This window comes from Nesterenkonia sp. E16_10, assembly GCF_017347085.1.
GTDB lineage: Bacteria > Actinomycetota > Actinomycetes > Actinomycetales > Micrococcaceae > Nesterenkonia.
In genome coordinates this window covers 236,973-256,427 of sequence record NZ_JADPSA010000001.1, presented here as the reverse complement: position 1 = coordinate 256,427, position 19,455 = coordinate 236,973, and the positions used below count along the sequence as shown (strand labels likewise).

General features: G+C 69.3%; 18 protein-coding genes. 8 read left to right on the top strand and 10 right to left on the bottom strand.

From position 1 onward, the window contains the following. Positions 1-11: 11 nt before the first annotated feature. On the bottom strand, positions 12-356 hold the full coding sequence (locus tag I2487_RS01205; RefSeq protein WP_207169961.1) for a DUF4229 domain-containing protein: 345 nt from the start codon (positions 354-356) through the stop codon (positions 12-14). A 61-nt stretch (positions 357-417) separates the two neighbouring features. Here I2487_RS01205 and I2487_RS01200 point away from each other — a divergent pair, with 61 nt between their 5' ends. Beyond that, on the top strand, positions 418-990 hold the full coding sequence (locus I2487_RS01200; RefSeq protein ID WP_255545819.1) for a PLD nuclease N-terminal domain-containing protein: 573 nt from the start codon (positions 418-420) through the stop codon (positions 988-990). Between the two features lie 112 nt (positions 991-1,102). Here I2487_RS01200 and I2487_RS01195 read toward each other — a convergent pair whose 3' ends face one another. From I2487_RS01195 to I2487_RS01180, 4 genes are all read right to left on the bottom strand, one after another. Then, on the bottom strand, positions 1,103-1,978 hold the full coding sequence (locus I2487_RS01195; protein WP_207169960.1) for a 1,4-dihydroxy-2-naphthoate polyprenyltransferase: 876 nt from the start codon (positions 1,976-1,978) through the stop codon (positions 1,103-1,105). 154 nt (positions 1,979-2,132) lie between these two features. Continuing rightward, a complete protein-coding gene (locus I2487_RS01190; RefSeq protein WP_207169959.1) occupies positions 2,133-3,449 on the bottom strand; it encodes an AMP-binding protein in 1,317 nt (438 codons plus the stop codon). Then, the gene (locus I2487_RS01185) at positions 3,406-3,732 is read right to left on the bottom strand and encodes a hypothetical protein (protein WP_207169958.1); all 327 of its coding nucleotides are present in this window, start codon (positions 3,730-3,732) and stop codon (positions 3,406-3,408) included. The genes I2487_RS01190 and I2487_RS01185 overlap by 44 nt, the downstream gene beginning before the upstream one ends. A 73-nt stretch (positions 3,733-3,805) precedes the next feature. Beyond that, a complete protein-coding gene (locus I2487_RS01180) occupies positions 3,806-4,081 on the bottom strand; it encodes a hypothetical protein (protein ID WP_207169957.1) in 276 nt (91 codons plus the stop codon). Between the two features lie 38 nt (positions 4,082-4,119). Between I2487_RS01180 and I2487_RS01175 the strand changes: the two genes are divergently transcribed. From I2487_RS01175 to I2487_RS01165, 3 genes are all read left to right on the top strand, one after another. Beyond that, on the top strand, positions 4,120-4,476 hold the full coding sequence (locus I2487_RS01175; protein ID WP_207169956.1) for a hypothetical protein: 357 nt from the start codon (positions 4,120-4,122) through the stop codon (positions 4,474-4,476). A 133-nt stretch (positions 4,477-4,609) separates the two neighbouring features. After that, positions 4,610-7,561 carry an FAD-binding and (Fe-S)-binding domain-containing protein gene (locus tag I2487_RS01170; RefSeq protein WP_345941291.1) on the top strand — a complete coding sequence of 984 codons (2,952 nt, stop codon included), beginning with the start codon at positions 4,610-4,612 and terminating at the stop codon, positions 7,559-7,561. Positions 7,562-7,781: 220 nt separating this feature from the next. Continuing rightward, on the top strand, positions 7,782-7,976 hold the full coding sequence (locus tag I2487_RS01165) for a 4Fe-4S domain-containing protein (RefSeq protein WP_207169955.1): 195 nt from the start codon (positions 7,782-7,784) through the stop codon (positions 7,974-7,976). 94 nt (positions 7,977-8,070) lie between these two features. On the opposite strand, the gene I2487_RS01160 is transcribed toward I2487_RS01165, so the two are convergent. Together I2487_RS01160 and I2487_RS01155 are read right to left on the bottom strand one after the other, a co-directional pair. Beyond that, positions 8,071-9,078 (bottom strand): acyl-CoA thioesterase, encoded by a 1,008-nt coding sequence (locus tag I2487_RS01160; protein WP_207169965.1) that lies wholly within the window; start codon positions 9,076-9,078, stop codon positions 8,071-8,073. Between the two features lie 252 nt (positions 9,079-9,330). Beyond that, on the bottom strand, positions 9,331-10,311 hold the full coding sequence (locus I2487_RS01155; RefSeq protein ID WP_207169954.1) for a 1,4-dihydroxy-2-naphthoyl-CoA synthase: 981 nt from the start codon (positions 10,309-10,311) through the stop codon (positions 9,331-9,333). Between the two features lie 141 nt (positions 10,312-10,452). On the opposite strand from I2487_RS01155, the gene I2487_RS01150 reads away from it, so the two are divergent. Together I2487_RS01150 and I2487_RS01145 are read left to right on the top strand one after the other, a co-directional pair. Continuing rightward, positions 10,453-11,112: a TenA family protein gene (locus I2487_RS01150; protein ID WP_207169953.1), complete on the top strand. Its 660-nt coding sequence runs from the start codon at positions 10,453-10,455 to the stop codon at positions 11,110-11,112. Between the two features lie 79 nt (positions 11,113-11,191). Beyond that, positions 11,192-12,226, top strand: coding sequence for a DUF2332 domain-containing protein (locus I2487_RS01145; RefSeq protein ID WP_207169952.1), 1,035 nt, complete (start codon positions 11,192-11,194; stop codon positions 12,224-12,226). A 19-nt stretch (positions 12,227-12,245) separates the two neighbouring features. On the opposite strand, the gene I2487_RS01140 is transcribed toward I2487_RS01145, so the two are convergent. The 3 genes from I2487_RS01140 to I2487_RS01130 form a co-directional block, all read right to left on the bottom strand. After that, the gene (locus I2487_RS01140; protein WP_207169951.1) at positions 12,246-13,097 is read right to left on the bottom strand and encodes a class I SAM-dependent methyltransferase; all 852 of its coding nucleotides are present in this window, start codon (positions 13,095-13,097) and stop codon (positions 12,246-12,248) included. Continuing rightward, positions 13,094-15,358: a S9 family peptidase gene (locus I2487_RS01135; protein WP_207169950.1), complete on the bottom strand. Its 2,265-nt coding sequence runs from the start codon at positions 15,356-15,358 to the stop codon at positions 13,094-13,096. Before I2487_RS01135 ends, I2487_RS01140 begins: the two co-directional genes overlap by 4 nt. 113 nt (positions 15,359-15,471) lie before the next feature. Then, positions 15,472-16,179: a response regulator gene (locus tag I2487_RS01130; protein WP_207169949.1), complete on the bottom strand. Its 708-nt coding sequence runs from the start codon at positions 16,177-16,179 to the stop codon at positions 15,472-15,474. Between the two features lie 84 nt (positions 16,180-16,263). On the opposite strand from I2487_RS01130, the gene I2487_RS01125 reads away from it, so the two are divergent. Both I2487_RS01125 and I2487_RS01120 read left to right on the top strand, forming a co-directional pair. Beyond that, the gene (locus I2487_RS01125) at positions 16,264-18,189 is read left to right on the top strand and encodes a sensor domain-containing protein (protein ID WP_207169948.1); all 1,926 of its coding nucleotides are present in this window, start codon (positions 16,264-16,266) and stop codon (positions 18,187-18,189) included. Positions 18,190-18,275: 86 nt separating this feature from the next. Continuing rightward, the gene (locus I2487_RS01120) at positions 18,276-19,379 is read left to right on the top strand and encodes a fatty acid desaturase family protein (RefSeq protein WP_207169947.1); all 1,104 of its coding nucleotides are present in this window, start codon (positions 18,276-18,278) and stop codon (positions 19,377-19,379) included. Positions 19,380-19,455: the final 76 nt, after the last annotated feature.

Genomic DNA, 19,455 nt, shown 5'->3' with positions numbered 1-19,455 from the left:
TGCCGGTCTGACTACCGGGGCGACTCGGCGGCCGGGCCCGGGTCCTCGGCGCTGCGCTGCTGTGCGCGGAGCTGTTCCTGGGTGAGGTGGAAGTCCTCCGCCAGGGCGTCTTCTGCCTGGTTGTCATCGCGCTCTGCGCTGCCGAATTTCCGGTCTCCGCCGAAGCGCCGGGCCAGCTCCTGACCAGCCTCGAGACGCAGCCGGTTGAAGAACAGATAGCCCAGCGCCCAGGACACGACCAGCCCGATGACCAGGGCGAAGAAGATCGTATATTGGCCCAGATCCAGCAGCAGGCAGGCGGCGAAGACGATGAAGAAGGCACCGAGGCGGAGCAGCGAATATTTCAGCACAGACATGACCCCAGTCTAGGTCTGCTCGCTGGTGAATCCGAGCTCCCGGATCAACTAGGCTGGAGAGATGATCAGGTTAATAATCGGCTTGGGAATCGTGGGGCTGGGGCTCTTGATCTACAGCCTGGTCGAATGCCTGCAGACCCCACGGCATCGGATCCGGGTCATGCCGAAGCTGGCATGGATCGCGGTGATCGTGCTGCTGCCGATCATCGGCGCCAGCCTCTGGTTGGGCTTCGGGCGTGTGCGCGCCCCGAAGCGGGGCGGGCAGGCTCCGCGCCGGCCCCGTTCGCCCGACGACGACCCCGACTTCCTGCGTCAGGTGGAGATCCAGCGGCGCCAGCGCCAGCGCGCGGAGGAACAGCGCCAGCGCGAGGCGGAGGCCCGCCGCAAGGAGCGAGAGCTCAACGACCGCAGCACGGACGAGCGCGAGAAGGAGCTCGGCGACGCCGCCGATGCGGCCGCGGCCGGCGAGGCATCCTCCGGGACCACGCCGAAGCCCGGCGCCCAGGACGGGGACTCGAGCAACGGTCGTCCCAGCAACGGTCGTTCCACGACCGGAGACGCCGGGGAGAGCCGGAAGAAGTCCTCAGATGACGACGGCGACGACGCCGGGCCCCGCCCCGCACCGCGGAGCTGAAGCCCGGGCAGAGCTGCTGCGCCGGGGTTCCCGGCGCAGCGTCAGGGCCGCGGTCCGCGCGACCGCCCCAGGGCCGGGACGCCGCCCGGCCTGAGGCCGGCTCGGGTCGGCCTCAGCTGAGGATCAGCGCCGCCGAGTAGGTCAGCGCGAAGGCCATGCCGATCAGGCTGGTCAGTTGGAGCACCTTGATCAGCGCGGGCCCCTTCTTCTCGGGTGAGAGCATGATCCGCGCCGGCCCCAGCGCCAGCGGCCAGGCCAGCAGCACCAGCAGGAACCACCAGCTGTGCACCAGCAGCGCCAGGGGCAGCAGCAGTGCGATGCCCACCATGGCCACATAGCTGAACCGGGCGCGGCCCTCCCCGAGCCGGACGGCCAGCGTGACCTTCCCGGCCTCGCGGTCCGTGGGGATGTCCCGGACGTTGTTGGCCATGAGCAGCGCTGCGGCGATCAGCCCGGAGCCCACGGCGCCGATCCCGGCGCCCACGCTCAGCTCTACCGCCATCGCCCAGGTGGTGCCCAGGGTGGCCACGAGTCCGAAGAAGACGAAGACCATGATCTCGCCGAGTCCGCGATAGCCGTAGGGCCGAGATCCGCCGGTGTACCACCAGGCGGCCAGCACGCAGGCGGCTCCCACGGCGAGCATCCACCATTGCGCGCTCAGGATCACGATGATCAGACCGGCGAGCGTGGCCAGCCCGAAGCTGAGGAAGGCCGCGTCCTTGACCCGCCGGGGTTCGGCCGCCTTGGATCCGGTCAGCCGCATCGGGCCCACGCGCACATCATCGGTGCCGCGGATGCCGTCGGAGTAGTCATTGGCGTAGTTCACGCCTACCTGCAGCGCCAGGGCCACCACCAGGGCGAGCGCGGCGATCAGCAGATCGAAGCTCTCGATGGCGTGCGCGGCGGCCGAGCCGATGATCACCGGAGCCACCGCCAGCGGCAGGGTCCGCGGCCGCGCTCCCGCGACCCATTCCTTCACAGTTGCCACATCGTGTCCTCTCGTTGCTGTCTTCTTACGCGTTGAAGCGCGGTTCTGTCGGTATTGGGTCCTCGGTCGTCCCGTGTCGGACCGCCTCGGGCGGTGTCACCCTGGTCTTGGAGTGCGCCGGCCCGGTCTTCAGCGGACGCCGCGGCAGATCGACTCAGGACGACGGCGCACCGAGGCGCCGCAGCAGCGTCTGCCGGTCCGGCTTGCCGTTGACCAGCAGCGGCAGCTCGGGGAGGATCAGCAGCCGCTTGGGCGTCGCCGCCCGGCCCAGGGAGTCCCGGACCAGCTGGTTCAGCTCTTGCTGGATCCCCTCCACACCGGAGCTTCCCACGAGCACGACGGCGGCGCTGATCCTCTGTCCCCATTCGGGGTCCGGGACGGGTCCGACGAAGGCCTCACGGACCTGCGGGTGCTCCAGCAGGGCCGAGCGGACGCGTTCGGCGGAGACCTTGATCCCTCCGGTGTTGATCACGTCATCGGCGCGGCCCGCGATGCGCAGCATCTGACCTGAGGCCTCGGTGCGGACCTCGCCGAGATCATCGGTGAGGAAGCGAGGCTGCCCGGACTCTGGGCTGATGTCGAAGTGCGCCGCAGTCAGGTCTGCGTCCTCGAGGTAGCCCGCGGCGACCATGGGCCCGGAGATCTGCACCCGTCCGGGGCCTGCATCCTGCGCGCCTTGCGTCTCAAGCCGCACGCCAGGCAGCGGCCGGCCGTCGTAGACGCAGCCGCCACAGGTCTCGCTCATCCCGTAGGTGCGCACCACGGTCAACCCGTGGGTGGCCGCGCGTTCGAGCAGCTCCGGGGCGGCGCCGCCGCCGCCCAGCAGGATCGCGTCGAAGCGAGCCAGTGCCGCGGTGAGCGCCGCATCCTGTGGGACGTGGTCCAGCAGGCGCTGCAGCTGGGTGGGGACCAGGGAGACGTACCGGCGTTCTGCCGTGAGTCGATTCGCGGCACGGGTGAAGGCCCTGGGGTCGGTGGTGTGCTGCAGCAGCGGCTCCGGGGTGGTGCCGGCGGCGAGACTGCGGGCGAGCACGGCGAGCCCGGCCACGTAGCTGGGCTGCAGCGTGAGCAGCCACTGCCCATGACCGCCGAGCGCCTTCGCGGTGGCGGCGACCGAGGCGTGGAGGGCGGCGGCGGGAAGCAGCGTCTGCTTCGGGGTGCCGGTGGATCCGGAGGTGCGCACGATCACCGCCGCACGATCAGACGCGACATCGTGACGGGAGATCCAGCGGGGGATGTCGGTGGCGGCCGCGGGGTGAAACTCCAGCGGGGGGGCGGCGGGCTCAGCGCCGGTGGGCAGGTCGGTGAACCGGCCGGGGGGCTGTGCGTCTGCCTGCAGCTCGGCTCCGATGTTCCGAGTCGAGCCCAGTGCGGCGTCCAGCGCGCTCAGCGCTGTGGTGACCCAAGAATGTTGCGACGGGGCGGTCTCAGGCACCGGCGCTGCCGCCGTCGTCCTGTTTGTCCCGGTCATCTCGTCTGCGCTGCTCCAGCTCTTCCAGGCGAGCCTCGAGCATGTCCAGGCGCCAGCGGTCCTCGGCTGACATGTTCTCCTCGGACTTGGTGGGGATCTTCGGCGCCTCGAGTTCGCCCTTGTTCTCCTTCTCCAGCTTCTTCAGCCTCTTGCGCAGCGCCTCGATCTCTTCCTCCGCGTCCGAGCCCCAGGGCAGGGGCCGTCCGGTGGCCATGCTCACGATCTGGGTCAGGCCGAAGACGACGATGGCGATTATGGCGATCCACGCGAACCAAGGCAACATGAGCCAAGATTAGCAACTGTGCTCCTCAGCTCGGCAGAGCTGGGAGCTCCCAGGTGTGCGCGGGGCTCGGGAGCTAGCCTCGAGCCTGTCGCCACCAGCGGCCGTAGGGGTCCCCGGCGGCGACCTCGCTCCGGTGCTCCTGGTGCTGGGCCGAGTCTTCTTCGCCTTCTGGTTGCCCGGTGGGCTTGTCGAACTTACTGCGCAGAGCGACCACTACGCCGAGGACGGTGGCGACGGTGGCGAAGCCGCCCACCGTCTGGTCGTCTGCGCCCAGCACGCTCAGCGCGAACCCGGTCGTTCCGAGCAGGAGCACGCTTGCTGTCCAGTACTTCTTGCTGGTCTCTCCCATCGGAAGAGTCTATTGATTGTAAAAGACTGCCGCTACCCATGGTGATTCTATTGGGTGGATTGGCTTTATCAGTGGCGCTGGATTTCGCAGTCTGTGTGATCAGCGGAGTCACCAGAAATGCTATTCCAGTGGCAGAGATCAAGAATGCGAGCGCGAGCAGAGTCGCCTCGCCGGATGTCCCCGGGCAGCCGGCCGAGCTGTCATCGATCTCCGGACAGGACCGCCACGGTTGGAGGAACACCACGAAGCCGCCGATCATGCCGGTGAGGGTCAACAGGATTCCCGTGACCGCGGAGCGGCGTTCCTTGGCAGTGGTCATGCTGTATCGAACCACGAGCGCGGGCGGATCGGCCGGCGGAAGCGCCGGCAGTCTGCTCGGGCCCCTCGGCGCGTGACGCGCAGCTGGTTGCGATGAATCCAACCGGAGGGGGTGACGGGGGCCGGTTGGTCGGACACAATGCAGGTACCCGATCGAGACGCCAGACGCTCTAGGACGCGCCGGATGGTGCGAGGCAAGGAAGTGGCTCAGTGACGCTGACGAGCAAGCCCGACATCGCCCAGGAGCTGGTCCAGGAGCTGAACCGTGCGGGTGTCTCTCAGGTGGACGCCTCCGTGCTGGCGCGGAGCATGTACTCCTCCGACGCGAGCCTGTACCGGGTGGTGCCGGAGGTGGTCGTGCGGCCTGCGCATGTCGAGGAGCTCCACGCCATCCACGAGGTCTCACGATCAGCGGGAGTGCCGGTCACCATGCGCGGCGCGGGCACCTCGATCGCCGGCAACGCCGTGGGTGAGGGGATCGTCGTGGACACCCGGGACCTGAAACGGATCATCTCCATCGACCCGGAGGCCCGGACCGCCAGGGTCCAGCCCGGGGTGGTGCACGCGGATCTGCAGAGGGCGGCGGCGCCGCATGGTCTGCGCTTCGGCCCCGACCCCTCGACCCATTCCCGGTGCACCATCGGCGGGATGATCGGCAACAACGCCTGCGGGTCCCGCGCGCTGGGGTACGGGCGCACCGCGGACAACGTCGAGGCGGTCACCGTGCTCTTCGGCAACGGCGAACTGGGCAGCTTCGATGCCCGCAGCGGATCGGCCCAGGGAGCGACGGCGGAGCAGCTGCTCGGGCTCGCTGGGCGCAATCTGGGGCATGTCCGCACGCGATTCGGACAGTTCAGCCGCCAGGTCTCCGGCTACAGCCTTGAGCACCTGCTGCCGGAGAACCGCGGGCGGGTCGAACGGTTCCTGGTCGGCAGCGAGGGCACCCTGGCCACGGTGCTCGAGGCCGAGGTGCGGCTGGTCCGCGACGACCCGCACCGACTGTTGTTGGTGCTCGGATATGACACGGTCAGCGAGGCCGCCGACGCGGTCCCGCAGATCCTCGATGCGGTCCACGGCGAGTTCGGTCCGAACAGCCTGATCGCCTGCGAAGGCATGGACTCCCGGCTGGTGGCGCTGGTCCGCTCGGCAGGCAAACCGGTGCCGCAGCTTCCCCGAGGTGAGAGCTGGCTGTTCGTCGAAGCCGCAGGGGATGTGGCGAATGCGGTCATCGAAGCGGTCAAGTCCGCCTCCGCCGCGCTCGATACCCGTTTCATCGAAAGTCCGGCCGAGGCGGCCGCGCTGTGGAAGATCCGGGAGGACGGAGCCGGACTGGCCGGGATCAGCCTGGCCACCCCGGCGCATTCGGGGTGGGAGGACTCTGCCGTGCCGCCGAAGCACCTCGGGGCCTGGATGCGCGACTTCGAAGCACTGCTGAAGGAATTCGGACTGCAGGGCTACCCCTATGGGCATTTCGGCGACGGGTGCATCCATTGCCGGATCGACTTTCCCTTCCAGCATGGAGATCCCTCCAGCACCGGGGTGTTCCGGGAGTTCATGCTGGCCTGCGCCGAACGGCTCGCGGTCTACGGCGGCTCGCTCTCCGGAGAGCACGGTGACGGCCGGGTGCGCTCCGAGCTGCTGCCCTTCATGTACGACGAGACCTCGCTGGATCTCTTCGCCCAGGCCAAGCGGATCTGTGACCCCGAGAACCTGCTGAACCCGGGGATCATCACCGGCCCGCAGCTTCAGGGCGCCCGGGCCGGACACCCTGGAGGCACCGGAGCGCAGGTCAACACCGAGGACATCCGGCCCACCCGGCCGAAGCAGACGCTGCCCTGGCCCGGGCTGCTGATGCCGCACGACGGCGGCGACTACGGCGCGGCGGTGCACCGCTGCTCCGGCGTCGGGCGCTGTGTGGCGCCGAAGACCACCGGGGTCATGTGCCCCTCTTACCTGGCGACCACCCAGGAGAAGGACTCCACCCGGGGGAGGGCTCGGGTGCTTCAGGAGGCCATGGACGGGACGTTGGTGCACGGGCTCAGCGACCCGGCGGTGCACGAGGCCCTGGATCTGTGCCTGTCCTGCAAGGGATGCGCCTCGGACTGTCCGGCCGGGGTGGACATGGCCGCCTATAAGGCCGAGGCGCTGCACCAGAAGTACGACCGGGACTCCGAGGGCCGTCCGCGGCGCCGGCTCCGTCCGCGCAGCCATTACGTCCTGGGGCGGCTCCCGGTCTGGGCGAAGCTCGCCGCACCGGTCGCGCCGGTGGCAAACCTGATGATGGCCCTGGCCCCGGTCGCTGCGGCGGCGAAGTGGGCGGCCGGGATCGATCAACGCCGGTCGGTGCCGAAGTTCGCCTCCCGGACGCTGCGCCGAGCTGCGGGCAGGCTGAACGCCGCCAGCTCCTCTCACGCGGCCGGTGCTGCCACCGGGAACACCGGGCAGCCCGACGTGTGGGTCTGGGCGGATTCCTTCACCAACCACTTCTTCCCGCAGTCCGGGCTGGCCGCGATCGAATACCTGCAGGCCCAGGGGCTCCAGGTGCGGCTGATCCAGAAACAGGGCTGCTGCGGGCTGCCCTGGATCTCCACCGGTCAGCTGGACCAGGCCCGCCGGCGGATCAGCCAGGCCGTGGAGGTGCTCGCGCCCTACGTCAGCTCCGGCGTGCCGGTGATCGGTCTGGAGCCCAGCTGCCTGGCCACGCTGCGCAGCGACGCGCTCGAGCTCTGCGACAGCGAGGCCGCCAGGGTCGTGGCCGCCGGGGTGCGCAGCTTCGCGGAGCTGCTCACCGGCCTGGTGGAGGAGGGCCGGGTGCGACTGCCGGATCTGACGGGGGTCGACGTTGTGGCGCAGCCACACTGCCACCAGTCAGCCATCATCGGATGGGAGGCCGACCGGGCGCTGCTGGAGCAGGCCGGCGCCGAGGTCACCAAGGTCGCCGGATGCTGCGGGCTGGCCGGGAACTTCGGCGTGGAGCAGGGCCACTATGAGACCTCCGTCGCGGTGGCCGAAACCTACCTGATGCCAGCGGTGCGGGACCAGCGCACGCGCGGCGGAGACACCGTGGTGCTGGCCGACGGGATGTCCTGCCGGATCCAGCTCGAGGACCTCGCCGATGTTCCGGCGGTGCACCTGGCGGAGCTGTTGAACTCGCGGAGCTGATGCCTCCGGCATCTACTCGCGAGGGGTCTCGACGGCATCGAGTCTGGTGCCGTGGACAGCTTCGGAGGCCGGATGCCGCGCCCTAGATGCTCGCAGGCACCCCGCGTAGCATTCGATTCACGGACCAGTTCCGTTGCAGGCAGCTTGAGTCCATCCACTGTGGGCCAGTGCCTGAAGCCCGTCACGATTTTTCTCGCCCCGAGACGAAGGGACCATCGCCGTGAAGATTGCGACCACCGAGGATACCTGTGTCGCTGCCGGACAATGTGTGCGCTCGGCACCGAACGTGTTCGCGCAGCGTGCCGACGACGGCAAAGTGGAGCTGCTCAAGGAGATTCCATCCGAAGCAGAACACGACCTTGTCCGAGAAGCTGCGGACTTCTGCCCATCTGCGTCCATCCACATAGAGGAGTAGAACTCAGAGTCTCGTGGGCCCGGCGAATCCACCTCACCGTTCGCGAGGGATGCAGCATCGAGTGATCTCGTGCTGGTTGTGTGGGCACGGGACGTTACGGGAGCCTGTTGTTCTGCGCTTGAGGGTCGTTCAGCAGGTGGTCAGGGAGACGACTGCCGGGGGCACGGCTCCGGATCTCCAGCAGGGTGCGGGTATGGGTCCAGAGCTCACGGTCCTCCTCGGTGACTGGCTCCCACGGAGGAACAGGGACAGAGGTCCCATTCTCGTCGCGTGCGACCATGATGGTGATGCAATTCGTGGTCTGGGTGAGTTCGTCGCCCTTGGGATCTCCGGAGCGGACCTCCACGGCGATATGCATGCCCTTGTTGCCGGTGTAGATCAGTCGGGCCTCCACCTCGACGAGGTCCCCGATGTGCACCGGACGCGTGAAGCGGATCCCGCCGGAGAACACCGCCACCGTGTCTCGGCCGCAATATCGGGAGGAGCAGAGGTAAGCGGCGGTGTCGATCCACTCCATGACCACGCCGCCGTGGACCTTGCCGCCCCAGTTCACGTCCGTGGGTTCTGCCAGGAAACGCAGCGTGACGCGCTCGGCAGTGCCTGCGTCCGTGTAGCGCTGGCTCTTCAAGGCCGCCGTGATGGCGCTGCGGATGGGGATCCTGGACTTGGCGTATTCGTGGTCGCGCTTCTGCTCCGGGGTGTGGGGGACGAGTTCCGGCACCGGTGTGGCGTGGCCGTCCGCGTCCACCGCCACGAAGATGACCAGGCAACGAGCGCGCTCCTCGAGGTGGCCCGTCTTGGGGTCCCCAGAGCGGACCATCGTTTGGATATGCATCGAGGTCCGGCCCGTGTAGAGCACAGTGCCGGTGACCTCCACCATCTCGCCGACTTGGACCGGATCATGGAAGTGGATGTTGCCGACGTAGGCGGTCACGCAGTAGCTGCCCGACCAGCCGGTGGCCGCGGCGAAGGCCGCCTTGTCCACCCATTCCAGGACCCGACCGGCGTCCACGGTCCCGGCCTTGCCGCGGTCCGTGGGCGCGGCAAGGAATCGCAGAGTGACCTCGCGACGCGGGCCGCTGTCGCTCGTCCGGGTGGCCATCGCTGAGGGGTCCGCTCCGACCTGCGCCGGGCCTGGGTGCGAATCTGTTCCATCGGGATTGATGCTGGGAGGGGAGCTCATCTCAGGCCGGTCTCCTGTCCGCGCATCATCAGCGCATTGAAGGCCATGACTCCGTCGTCCATAGGCCTGATCTGGAGTCTATTCGTTGCGGCTTCGATCGTCTCGGGACCTCGACGCCCGGTGTGCTCCTCGCAGCGTGAGGAGGGTGCCGGTATGGAGTAATGCCCCCGATCAGTAGTAGTACGGGAACTCGGACCAGTCGGGCTCGCGCTTGGCCAGGAAGGCGTCGCGGCCCTCCACCGCCTCATCGGTCATGTAGCCCATCCGGGTGGCCTCTCCGGCGAAGACCTGCTGGCCCGCAAGGCCGTCGTCGGGGGCGTTGAAGGCGAACTTCAGCATCCGAATGGCCTGCGGGGACTGCCGGGCGATGTCGGTGGCGTAGCCCAGTGCGACCTCTTCGAGACGCTCGTGGTCCACGGCCTCGTTGACCGCGCCGACGGCGACCATCTCTTCGGCGGAATGTTCCCGAGCCAGGAAGAAGATCTCACGGGCCTTCTTCTGGCCCACCTGGCGGGCCAGCAGCGCCGAGCCGTAGCCGGCGTCGAAGGAGCCCACCGTGGCGTCGGTCTGCTTGAACTTCCCGTGCTGCAGCGAGGCGATGCTCAGATCGGCCACCACATGCAGCGAGTGCCCGCCGCCGGCCGCCCAACCGTTGACCACGGCGATCACCACCTTGGGCATGGTGCGGATCAGCCGCTGGACCTCGAGGATATGCAGCCGCCCGGCGCGCGCCGGGTCGATGGTCTCAGCGGTGTCGCCCTCGGCATAGCGATACCCGTCGCGGCCACGGATCCGCTGGTCTCCGCCGGAGCAGAAGCTGTGCCCACCGTCCTTGGCGGAGGGGCCGTTGCCGGTGAGCAGCACCGCGCCCACATCGGGGGTCATCCGGGCATGGTCCAGCGCGCGGTAGAGCTCATCCACGGTGCCGGGCCGGAACGCGTTGCGCACCTCGGGGCGGTCGAACGCGATCCGCACCGCCGGCAGATCAGCGGTGATCATGCCGGCCTCGTCGCGCTGCACACGCCGGTGATAGGTGACGTCGGTGAAGTCGAACCCCTCCACGGTGCGCCACTGCCAGGGATCGAAGATGTCGGAGACCTTCGCGGGCAGGTTGGGGGCGGTCGGGCTGCTGGGGGTATCTGATCCGGTCACGGGGCCGAGTCTACCGAGGAGCCCGGGTCGCCGTCGGGCATCGGGTCGACTCAGGTGCTGACGCTCTAGGATGTCTCTGAGCGAGGGCAGATCTGGATAACCGTCAAAGCCGCTGATCAGGCGGCGCTGGAGAGGCAGAGCATGAGCGCGAGACGATTCACCGAGGAAGCCTGGGCGAGCACGGAGGGAATCCGTGCGCAGATCGAGACCCTGCCGTTCCTGGAACAGCTCGAGGCGGGGTCGCTGCCACGGGCGGTCTTCGAGAACTACATGGGCCAGGACGCGCTGTACCTCACCGAGTACGCCCGGGCGCTCGCCGCCTGCGCCGCGCAGTCCACCGATCCGGAGCACATCATGTTCTGGTCCCGGGCCGCGGCCGGTGCGATCGAGGAGGAGCGCGCGCTGCATGCGACCCATGTGGTGGACTTCTCCGCGGTGGACCCCTCACCGACCACCGTGGCCTACACCTCCTACGAGCTCGCGCTGGTCTCGGCCGGCTCGCTGCCGGTGCTCGCGGCCTCGGTGCTGCCCTGCTTCTGGATCTACGACGACGTCGGCACCCGGCTCAAGGCCCGGGTCGAGTCCCTCGAGGGGCACCCCTACGCGGACTGGATCAGCGCCTACGGAGACCCGGAGTTCCACGAGCTCACCGAGACGGCGAAACGGGTGGTCGACGAGCTGGCCGCCACGGCCAGCGAGCAGACCCGAGCCGCGATGCACGCCGCCTACCGCCGGGCCAGTCAGTACGAATGGATGTTCTGGGACTCGGCGTACCGGCAGGAACGCTGGCCGGTCGGCTGAGCGGCCGAGCTGAGGAGCTGAGGAGCTGAGCAGCCGATGAGGCGCCGAGGCGCCGAGTTCTCGACCGAAAGGCCAGAAGATGCGTGAACTTCCGGGGCTCGACGCCCAGGATGAGGCTGCCATCGAGGAGCTTGCGACCTACTACCTGCATTTCGCCCAGGTGGAGGCGGCGGGGGTCTCTCCCCGCTACGCCGAGTGGGCCCACGGGGTGGCGCAGGACAGGGCGATGCTCTCGCGGCTGGCCCAGCTTCCACCCGCCAAGCGGCAGGCCAACCTGCTCTTCGCCGCGGCCCGGCTGCACGGCGTCGACGCCGTGACGTGGTCCGAGGCGGCCGCCCTGATCGGCGCGCGCTGGTCACAGATCGAGGCCACCATCCGTGGACGCGCCACCCAGACCAATGAACCCGGACGGATCGCGACGCTGAATCTGGCCTTCGCGCAGATCCAGGCGCAGGAGAAGGCCCCGCTGGCGCTGATCGAGGTCGGCGCCTCTGCTGGGCTCTGCCTCTACCCCGACGCCTGGCCGGTGCGCTACCGCGGCGAGGCCGCGGCGGAGGTGCTGCTGAGTCCGGCGGAGGGTGAGCTGTGCAGCACCGTGGAGCTGTCCTGCGAACTCCACGGGCTGCCGGCCCCACAGGCGCTTCCACTGGTGGGTCACCGGGCGGGGATCGATCTGAACCCGCTGGATGTCACGCTCGAGGAAGACCTCCGCTGGCTCCAGATGCTGATCTGGCCCGGCATGGAACACCGGATCCCTCGGATCTCTGCGGGGGCGGCTCTGGTGGCAGCAGACCCGCCGGCGCTGCACACCGGGGACCTCAATGACCGACTCGCGGAGGTTCTTGCCCAGGTGCCGGACTCCATGACCCCGGTGGTCTTCCACACCGCGGTGCTGGCCTACCTGAGCCGGTCCGACCGGCTGCGGTTCCGCCGCCAGGTGGAAGCCGCCGGCGCCCGCTGGGTCAGCAACGAAGGGCTGCGGGTTGTCGAAGGCATCGCCGAGCAGCTCCCGGGCGAGACCGAGGCAGAATCAGGCTTCGTGCTCAGCCTCGACGGCGAGCCGCTCGCCCGCACCGCCCCGCATGGGCAGTCCGCCCGGTCGCTGCGTCGTTGATCAGCTCTCGCCGCGGACCTCAGCGGGGCTTCTGGGCCAGCAAGATCATCTCGGGGGAGTCCTCGGTGAGCTTCTCGCGGTCCCAGTCGCCCCAGATCTGCACCTCGCGGAACCCGGCGGCGCTCAGCGTCTCGCGCAGCACCGGAAGCGGCCGGTAGCGCAGCGTCTCCTCGGCAATGATCTCGCGGGAATCCGGCAGGATGTTGTGCGCCCGGGCGGTGATCAGCGCCCCCTCGGCAGGGTCTTCGGTGACCCGCACGATCTCCATCCAGGAGGTGAACTCGCCACCATCGGGGTGCGGCTGGGTCTCCCGCGTGGACTCCGGATCCCAGGCGTCGAGCTCCAGCGCCGCCGGATTGCGTGCCTCGAAGGCCAGATGGCCGCCGGGTTTCAGCGCCCGGAAGGCATGGCCCAGCACGGCTTCCCAGTCCGTGCGGGTGAGGAAGTACTGCGCCACATGGCCCTCCATCACGGCCATGTCCGCCGACTGCGAGGGCAGCTGATCGGCGAAGCCGTGGATCCAGCGCGGGGGCGGGTTCAGCGTTGCGGCGGCACCGGAGCCGGAACCGGCGCCGCTGCGGGAGCGGGCGACGTCGATCATCGCCGCCGAGGGGTCCACCCCGGTGACCTCGATGCCGTGCTCGGCCAGCAGGATTCCGAAGACCCCGGTGCCGCAGCCGATGTCGGCCACATGCTCGGCGCCGAGCTCCTGGGCCAGCTCGAGATAGAACTCGTGGTCCCAGCCGCCGGAGTTCTCCACGTCATAGATCGCCACGAGCTCCGGGTCGCTCACCCAGGCGAAGGCCGGATCGACCTCGGGGACCGAGGGCTGGCTGGAGCCGCGCGAGTCCGGCGCGTCGGCTGTGCTCATCGACGCGCCTCGCTCTTGCTGAGGCTCTGACCGGCGCTGAGATCCTGACCGTCGCTGAGACTCTGACCGGCGCTGAGATCCTGAACTGCGCCGAGGTGGTGGGCGATGAACGCGTAGTCCCAGGCGCGTTCCTTCCAGGTCTCATACCGACCCGAGGCACCGCCGTGGCCGCCGTCCATCTCGATCTTCATCACCACCGGGGCCTCGCCGCGCTGGGCCTCGCGCAGCACCTGCACCCATTTCGCGGGCTCCACGTAGAGCACCCGGGTGTCGTTGAGGCTGGTCACCGCCGCGATCGCAGGGTAGGCGACCTCGCGCACATTCTCATACGGCGCGTAGGACTTCATATAGCGGTAGACCTCGGGGTCGGTGATCGGGTTGCCCCACTCCTCCCACTCCAGCGCCGAGAGCGGCAGCTCCGGGTCCAGGATGGTGGTCAGGTTGTCCACGAAGGGCACCTGGGCCAGGATCGCGACGTACTTCTCTGGCGCGAGGTTGGCCACCGCGCCCATCAGCAGCCCGCCCGCGGAGCCGCCGAGCGCCGCGACCCGCGCTGGATCCGCCCATCCGGTGCTGATCAGGTGATCGGTGGCGGCGATGAAGTCGGTGAAGGTGTTCATCTTCTTGAGCTTCTTCCCGTCCTCGTACCAGCCGCGCCCGAGCTCGCCGCCGCCGCGGACGTGCGCGATCGCGAAGACGATCCCGCGATCCAGCAGCGAGAGCCGCGGGATCCCGAAGGCGGGATCCATGCTCATCTCGTAGGAGCCGTAGCCATAGACCAGCGCGGGGTTCGTGCCGTCGGCGGAGACGTCCCGGTGGTGCAGCACCGTGACCGGGATCTCGATCGCCGTGCCGTCCGCGCGGGTGTCCCCGCTGGGGGCCCAGATCCGGGTGGCGCGGTAGGCGTCGAGGTCCACATCGTTGACCGGGGTCTCCCGGCGCAGCACCGGCTCCGCGGTGGCATGGTCGATGTCGTAGATCCGGGTCGGGGTCAGCCAGGACTCATAGGCCACCCGGAACAGCGGCGCCTCATACTCCGCGGCGATCACCGCGCAGGTGTAGAGCTCTTCCTCGAAGGCCGGGCCGGGCAGCGAGGAGGTGAGCACCGGTTCGGCCCCGGCGAGCGCCGCACGCAGCGCCTCCAGGGACAGCAGCTGGATGGACTCGATGGTCTCGCGCCGGGCGGCGACGATGATCTGCGCGGCGGTGACGCTCACGCCTTCGAGCTTGACCGTCTCCTCGTGCGGCAGCACCGGCTTGCCCAGGTCCAGAGCGTGGTCACCGCGCGGGTCCTGGGCAGTCAGCGCCGCGGCGGTGGTCACCGACAGGGCGTTGTTCGGCCCGGACTGGTTGTGCGTGATCAGCAGCAGCCGCTCGCCGTCGACCTCGATCGGGTCGATGCTGTGCAGCAGGCGCCGCTCGGCGCCGATCAGGAGCACCGGCTCCGCCTGTGGGTCGGTGACATCCAGCAGCCGAGACTCGTCGTACTCGGAGTTTCCGGAGATGATCACCAGTTCGCGCTTGTCCGCGGAGAGGCCGACGCCGGTCCAGAGCTGTTCGTCGCTGATCTCCAGGATCAGCCGGTCCTGCTCGGCCGCGGTGCCCAGGGTGTGCATGAAGAGCCGGTAGGGCCGCCAGGCCGCATCGGCCACCATGTAGTAGGCGCGGGTCCCGGTGGGCTCCAGCACGGGTCCGCCGTGGACGTTGCTGATCTGCTCGGGATGGTTCTCCCCGGTCCTCAGGTCGCGGAAGCGCACGGTGTAGTGCTCGTCCCCGGAGGTGTCCTCGGAGTAGGCCAGCAGGGTCCCCTCAGCGTTCAGCGACATACCGCCGAGCTGGTAGAACGGGTGCTTCGCGGCCTCGGCGTTGGTGTCGAAGAAGGTCTGCTCACCCTCCAGGGCGACGCCGGCCTCCACCTGCGGCGGGGTCCAGGCCCCAGCGGGGGAGGCGGGGACCCGGCAGTACACCGGGTGCTGCTCACCCTCGATGGTGCGGGTGAAGTACCACCAGTCGCCCCGGCGGGTGGGCACCGAGAGGTCGGTCTCCACGGTGCGGTGCTTGATCTCGGCGAAGATGGTCTCGCGCAGCGGCTTCTGCGCCGCGGTCACCGCCTCGGCGTAGGCGTTCTCGGCGTGCAGATGCGCCAGGACCTCGGGGGAGTCCTTCTCCCGCAGCCATTCGTAGTGATCCACGAAGGTGTCCCCGTGGTGGGTGCGTTCGGTGGGGATCTTCTTGGCCTGCGGGGCGGTGGTTTCAGACATGCCGCCATTCAACCAGACTGCCGGAGCCCGGCCCACGCCGCCAGACTGCCGGAGCCCGGCCCACGCCGCCATACTGCCGGAGCCCGGCTCACGCCGCACAGCGGGCCCCGGGCTCACTCCCCGGCGCGCACCAGCCCGCATTCATAGGCGTAGACCACCATCTGGGTCCGGTCCCGCAGCGCCAGCTTGGTCAGGATCCGTGACACGTGGGTCTTCACGGTCTGCTCGGCCAGGAACAGGTCGGCTGCGATCTCCGCGTTCGATCGTCCCCGGGCGACGGCGGTCATCACCTCCTGCTCCCGCTCGGTGAGTTCCCCCAGCGGACGCGAGGGTGCCGGGGTCGCCGTCGGACGGGCCGCGTAGTCGGCGATCAGGGTGCGGGTGATCTTCGGCGAGAGCAGCGCATCGCCCTCGGCCACGACCCGGACCGCCTGGACCAGCTCCTCGGGGGTGGCGTCCTTGAGCAGGAAGCCGCTGGCCCCTGCGCGCAGCGCGTCGAAGACGTACTCGTCGGCGTCGAAGGTGGTCAGCATCAGGATTCGCGGCGGGGTCCCGTCCATGCTGAGGATCTGCCGAGTGGCCTCCAGGCCGTTGACCTTGGGCATCCGGATGTCCATCAGCACGACGTCGGGGGTGGTGTTGCGCACCACCTCCTCGATGCCCTCGCCGTCGGCCGCGGTGCCGGTCACCGTGATGTCCACCTGGGCGTCGAGCAGGGCGGCGAAGCCTGCGCGGATCATCGACTGGTCATCGACGATGAGCACTCGGATCGAGGCAGGGGAGTGCGGGGCCGAGGGGTCGGCGGAGTCGGCGGTGGGCATGATTCAACGCTACCTCGGTACCGCGCTCGCCGATGCCTATGGTGTGATGAGATCACCATGCCCTTGCAGCCCAGGACCCCCCACGTGCACAGCCCTCGCCCTGAATCCCTGACCCGACGGCTCGTGCGCGACAGCGCCTACGTGCTCCCGGGGCTGCCGATCGCGCTCTTCGGGGCCAGCCTGCTTCTGAGCCTGCTGGTGGTCTCCATCGCGACCGCGCCGCTGTGGGTGGGGGCCCTGGTGCTGCCGCTGACCCTGGTCACCGCCTCGGAGTTCGCCGAGCTCTCCCGGCGTCGGCTGCGCATCTGGGGCGCGCTGCTCGATCCGGTCGGCTACCGCCCCCGGGACCCAGGTCTGGCCGGTCGGCTCCGACCGGTGGCGGACCCGCGCCGCTGGCTGGACCTGATCTTCGAGATGATCCTCGCGCTGCCGGTGCGGCTGGTGACCTTCGTGGTTGCGGTCCTGTGGATCGCGATGGGCCCGGTCGGTCTCACCTACTTCTTCTGGTCCCGATTCATCCCCGGTGAACGCGGCCTGATCCGTCTCCTGGAGCTCGCCGCGCCGGCGCTGGTGCCGGCCAGCGGCTTCTGGCAGTACGTGCTGGACTCCGGGGTGTTCTTCCTCCTCGGCGTGGTCTTCCTGGTCACCCTGCCTGCCGTGATGCGGGGTCTGGCCGCGCTGGACGCGCTGCTGGCCACGAGCCTGCTCGGCGCCGGCGGCCGGGGTCGGCTGATCCCGCTGGAGCACCCCCAGGCGCATCCGCTGGAGCGCACGCTCTCCCGGGTCGCCGGCGGAAGGCAGGGGGCCCAGGGCGAGGACTCCGCGGCCTCCTTCAGCTCCGCCGCCTGGTCCTGGATCGGGATCAGCTTCGCCGCGGTGGTGCTCTTCGCGGTGTCCTGGCCGCTGACCACCACGGTCTACGGGATCCACCCGGCCCTGGGCCTGGTGCTGACCCTCGCGCACTGTCTGAGCCTGGTGCTCACGCTGAAGCTCCCCTGGGTCGGCATCGGCGCCTCGGTGCTTGTCTCGGCCGGGCTGATGGGGGCCACCGCGGAGGCCGGGGTCGGGATCTGGCCCTGGCCGGTGACCGCCATGCTGATCCAGTGCGGGGTCATCCTGGTCGCGGCGCTGCGTGAGCCCTGGTACTGCGCGGCCAGCGGCTGGGCCGCCAGTGCGCTGCTGACCTTCGCGGCCATCGTCATGGCGGCTCCGCAGCTGCCCGACGGCGCGGTGAGCACCGGCATCGTGTTCGCCTCGGTCGGGGTCGGCGTCGCCGTGCTCGGAAGCCTGACCCGGCAGTGGATCCGCGACGCCGACCGGCTCGAGGTCTCCGAACGCACCAGCGCGCAGCAGAGCCGACGTCGTCGGGAGCTGGAGGAGCGCAACCGGATCGCCCGCGAGCTCCACGACGTGGTCGCCCACTCCATGTCGGTGATCAGCGTGCAGGCCGCCACCGCCCGCTACCGGCTCAGCTCGATCACGCCCGAGGCGCAGCAGGAGTTCGAAGAGATCGCCCGATCCTCCCGGCAGGCCCTGGGGGAGATGCGGATGCTGCTGGGCACCCTGCGCAGCGAGGAGGAGCCCCCCACCGGACCGACCCCGGGCCTCGCCGAGATCTACTCCCTGGTCGAAGCCACCCGCGCCTCGGGCACCCCGATCCGGGTCACCGGGCTCGACGTCGTCGAGGCGTCCTCGGCTGTGGGCCTCGCCGCCTACCGGATGGTCCAGGAGGGACTGAGCAACGCGCTGCGCCATGCGCCCTCCTCCACGATCGAGGTCAGCGCCGAGCTGCTCGGGGAACGGCCTGGGGATTCGAGCTCCGCAGACACCGAACACCTGCTGATACAGGTGCGCAACACCGCCCCGCCGCACCCGGTCTCGGTGCCCGCCCCGGGCGCCGGGCTGGGACTGGAGGGCATCCGGGAGCGGGTCAGCGCCGTCGGCGGGACAGTGGAGACCGGAGAGACCCCGGACGGCGGGTACTTCATCCGTGCCTCCTTCCCCTTGTGAACCCGGCCCACCCCCTACCCGGGTAGGGGGTCAGGTTGGCTCCGCCGGGTGACGCGGCGCAGATCTCAGCTCGATAACGTGGAACCATGACAATCACTGAGACACGGTCGGAGGCCGCCCCGGGCCGCGCCGAGCGAGTGCGCCCAGCCGGTAACAAACAGGTCAACGAATTCTTCGAGCTCGCCCAGCGGGTCAAGGACGAGGGACTGATGGACCGCGGCGCCTCCAGCTACGTGCTCCGGGTGATCGTGCTGAGCCTGGCCTTCGCCGGCGCCTTCGTGGCGATGTTCACCCTCGGTGACAGCCTCTGGCAGCTGGGCCTCGCCGCGCTCTTCGGGATCCTGTTCACCCAGGTCGCCTTCCTCTCCCACGACGGCGCCCACCAGCAGGTGTTCCGCACCGGCAAGCGCAACGAATGGTTCGGCCGGGTCACCGGCAACCTCATCGTCGGTCTCTCCTACGCGTGGTGGACCAAGAAGCACGGCAAGCACCACGCCAACCCCAACACCATCGGCAAGGACGGCGACATCGCCCCCGGCGCCCTGGTCTTCGTCGCCGAGGACGCCGCACAGCGCACCGGCTTCATGGGCTGGCTGGCCCGCCGGCAGGGCTGGATGTTCTTCCCGCTGCTGACCCTCTTCGCGATCGCGCTGCACTACAACGCGCTCAAGACCGTCTTCACCGCCAAGAAGCTCAAGCGCCGCAAGACCGAGCTGGCCATGCTGGCCGTGCGCCTGATCGGCTTCCCGGTGCTGATCTTCCTGGCCATGAGCCCGGGCCTGGCGCTGGGCTTCCTCGCGGTGCAGCTCGTGGTCTTCGGCGTCTACATGGGTGGCAGCTTCGCCCCCAACCACAAGGGCATGCCGATCATCCCCAAGGACTCCGACATGGACTTCCTGCGCCGCCAGGTGCTGACCTCGCGCAACATCAAGGGCGGACGGGCCATGGACGTGGCCATGGGTGGACTGAACCTGCAGGTCGAGCATCACCTCTTCCCGCGGATGCCCAGCCCCAACCTGCACAAGGTCAAGCCGATCGTCGAGGAGTTCTGCGCCGAGAAGGGCATCAGCTACACCGCCACCGGCCTGGTCCAGTCCTACGGCATGGTCATCACCTACCTGAACCGGGTGGGCCTGGGCTACGCCGACCCGATGGACTGCCCGATCATGAACCAGTACCGCCCCCGCTGACCCGCTCCGGGTCACGCAGAACCCCTGCTCACGGGGCGCTGCGCCCCGCGGTCTCCCGCCCGGTCCACTTCTTGTG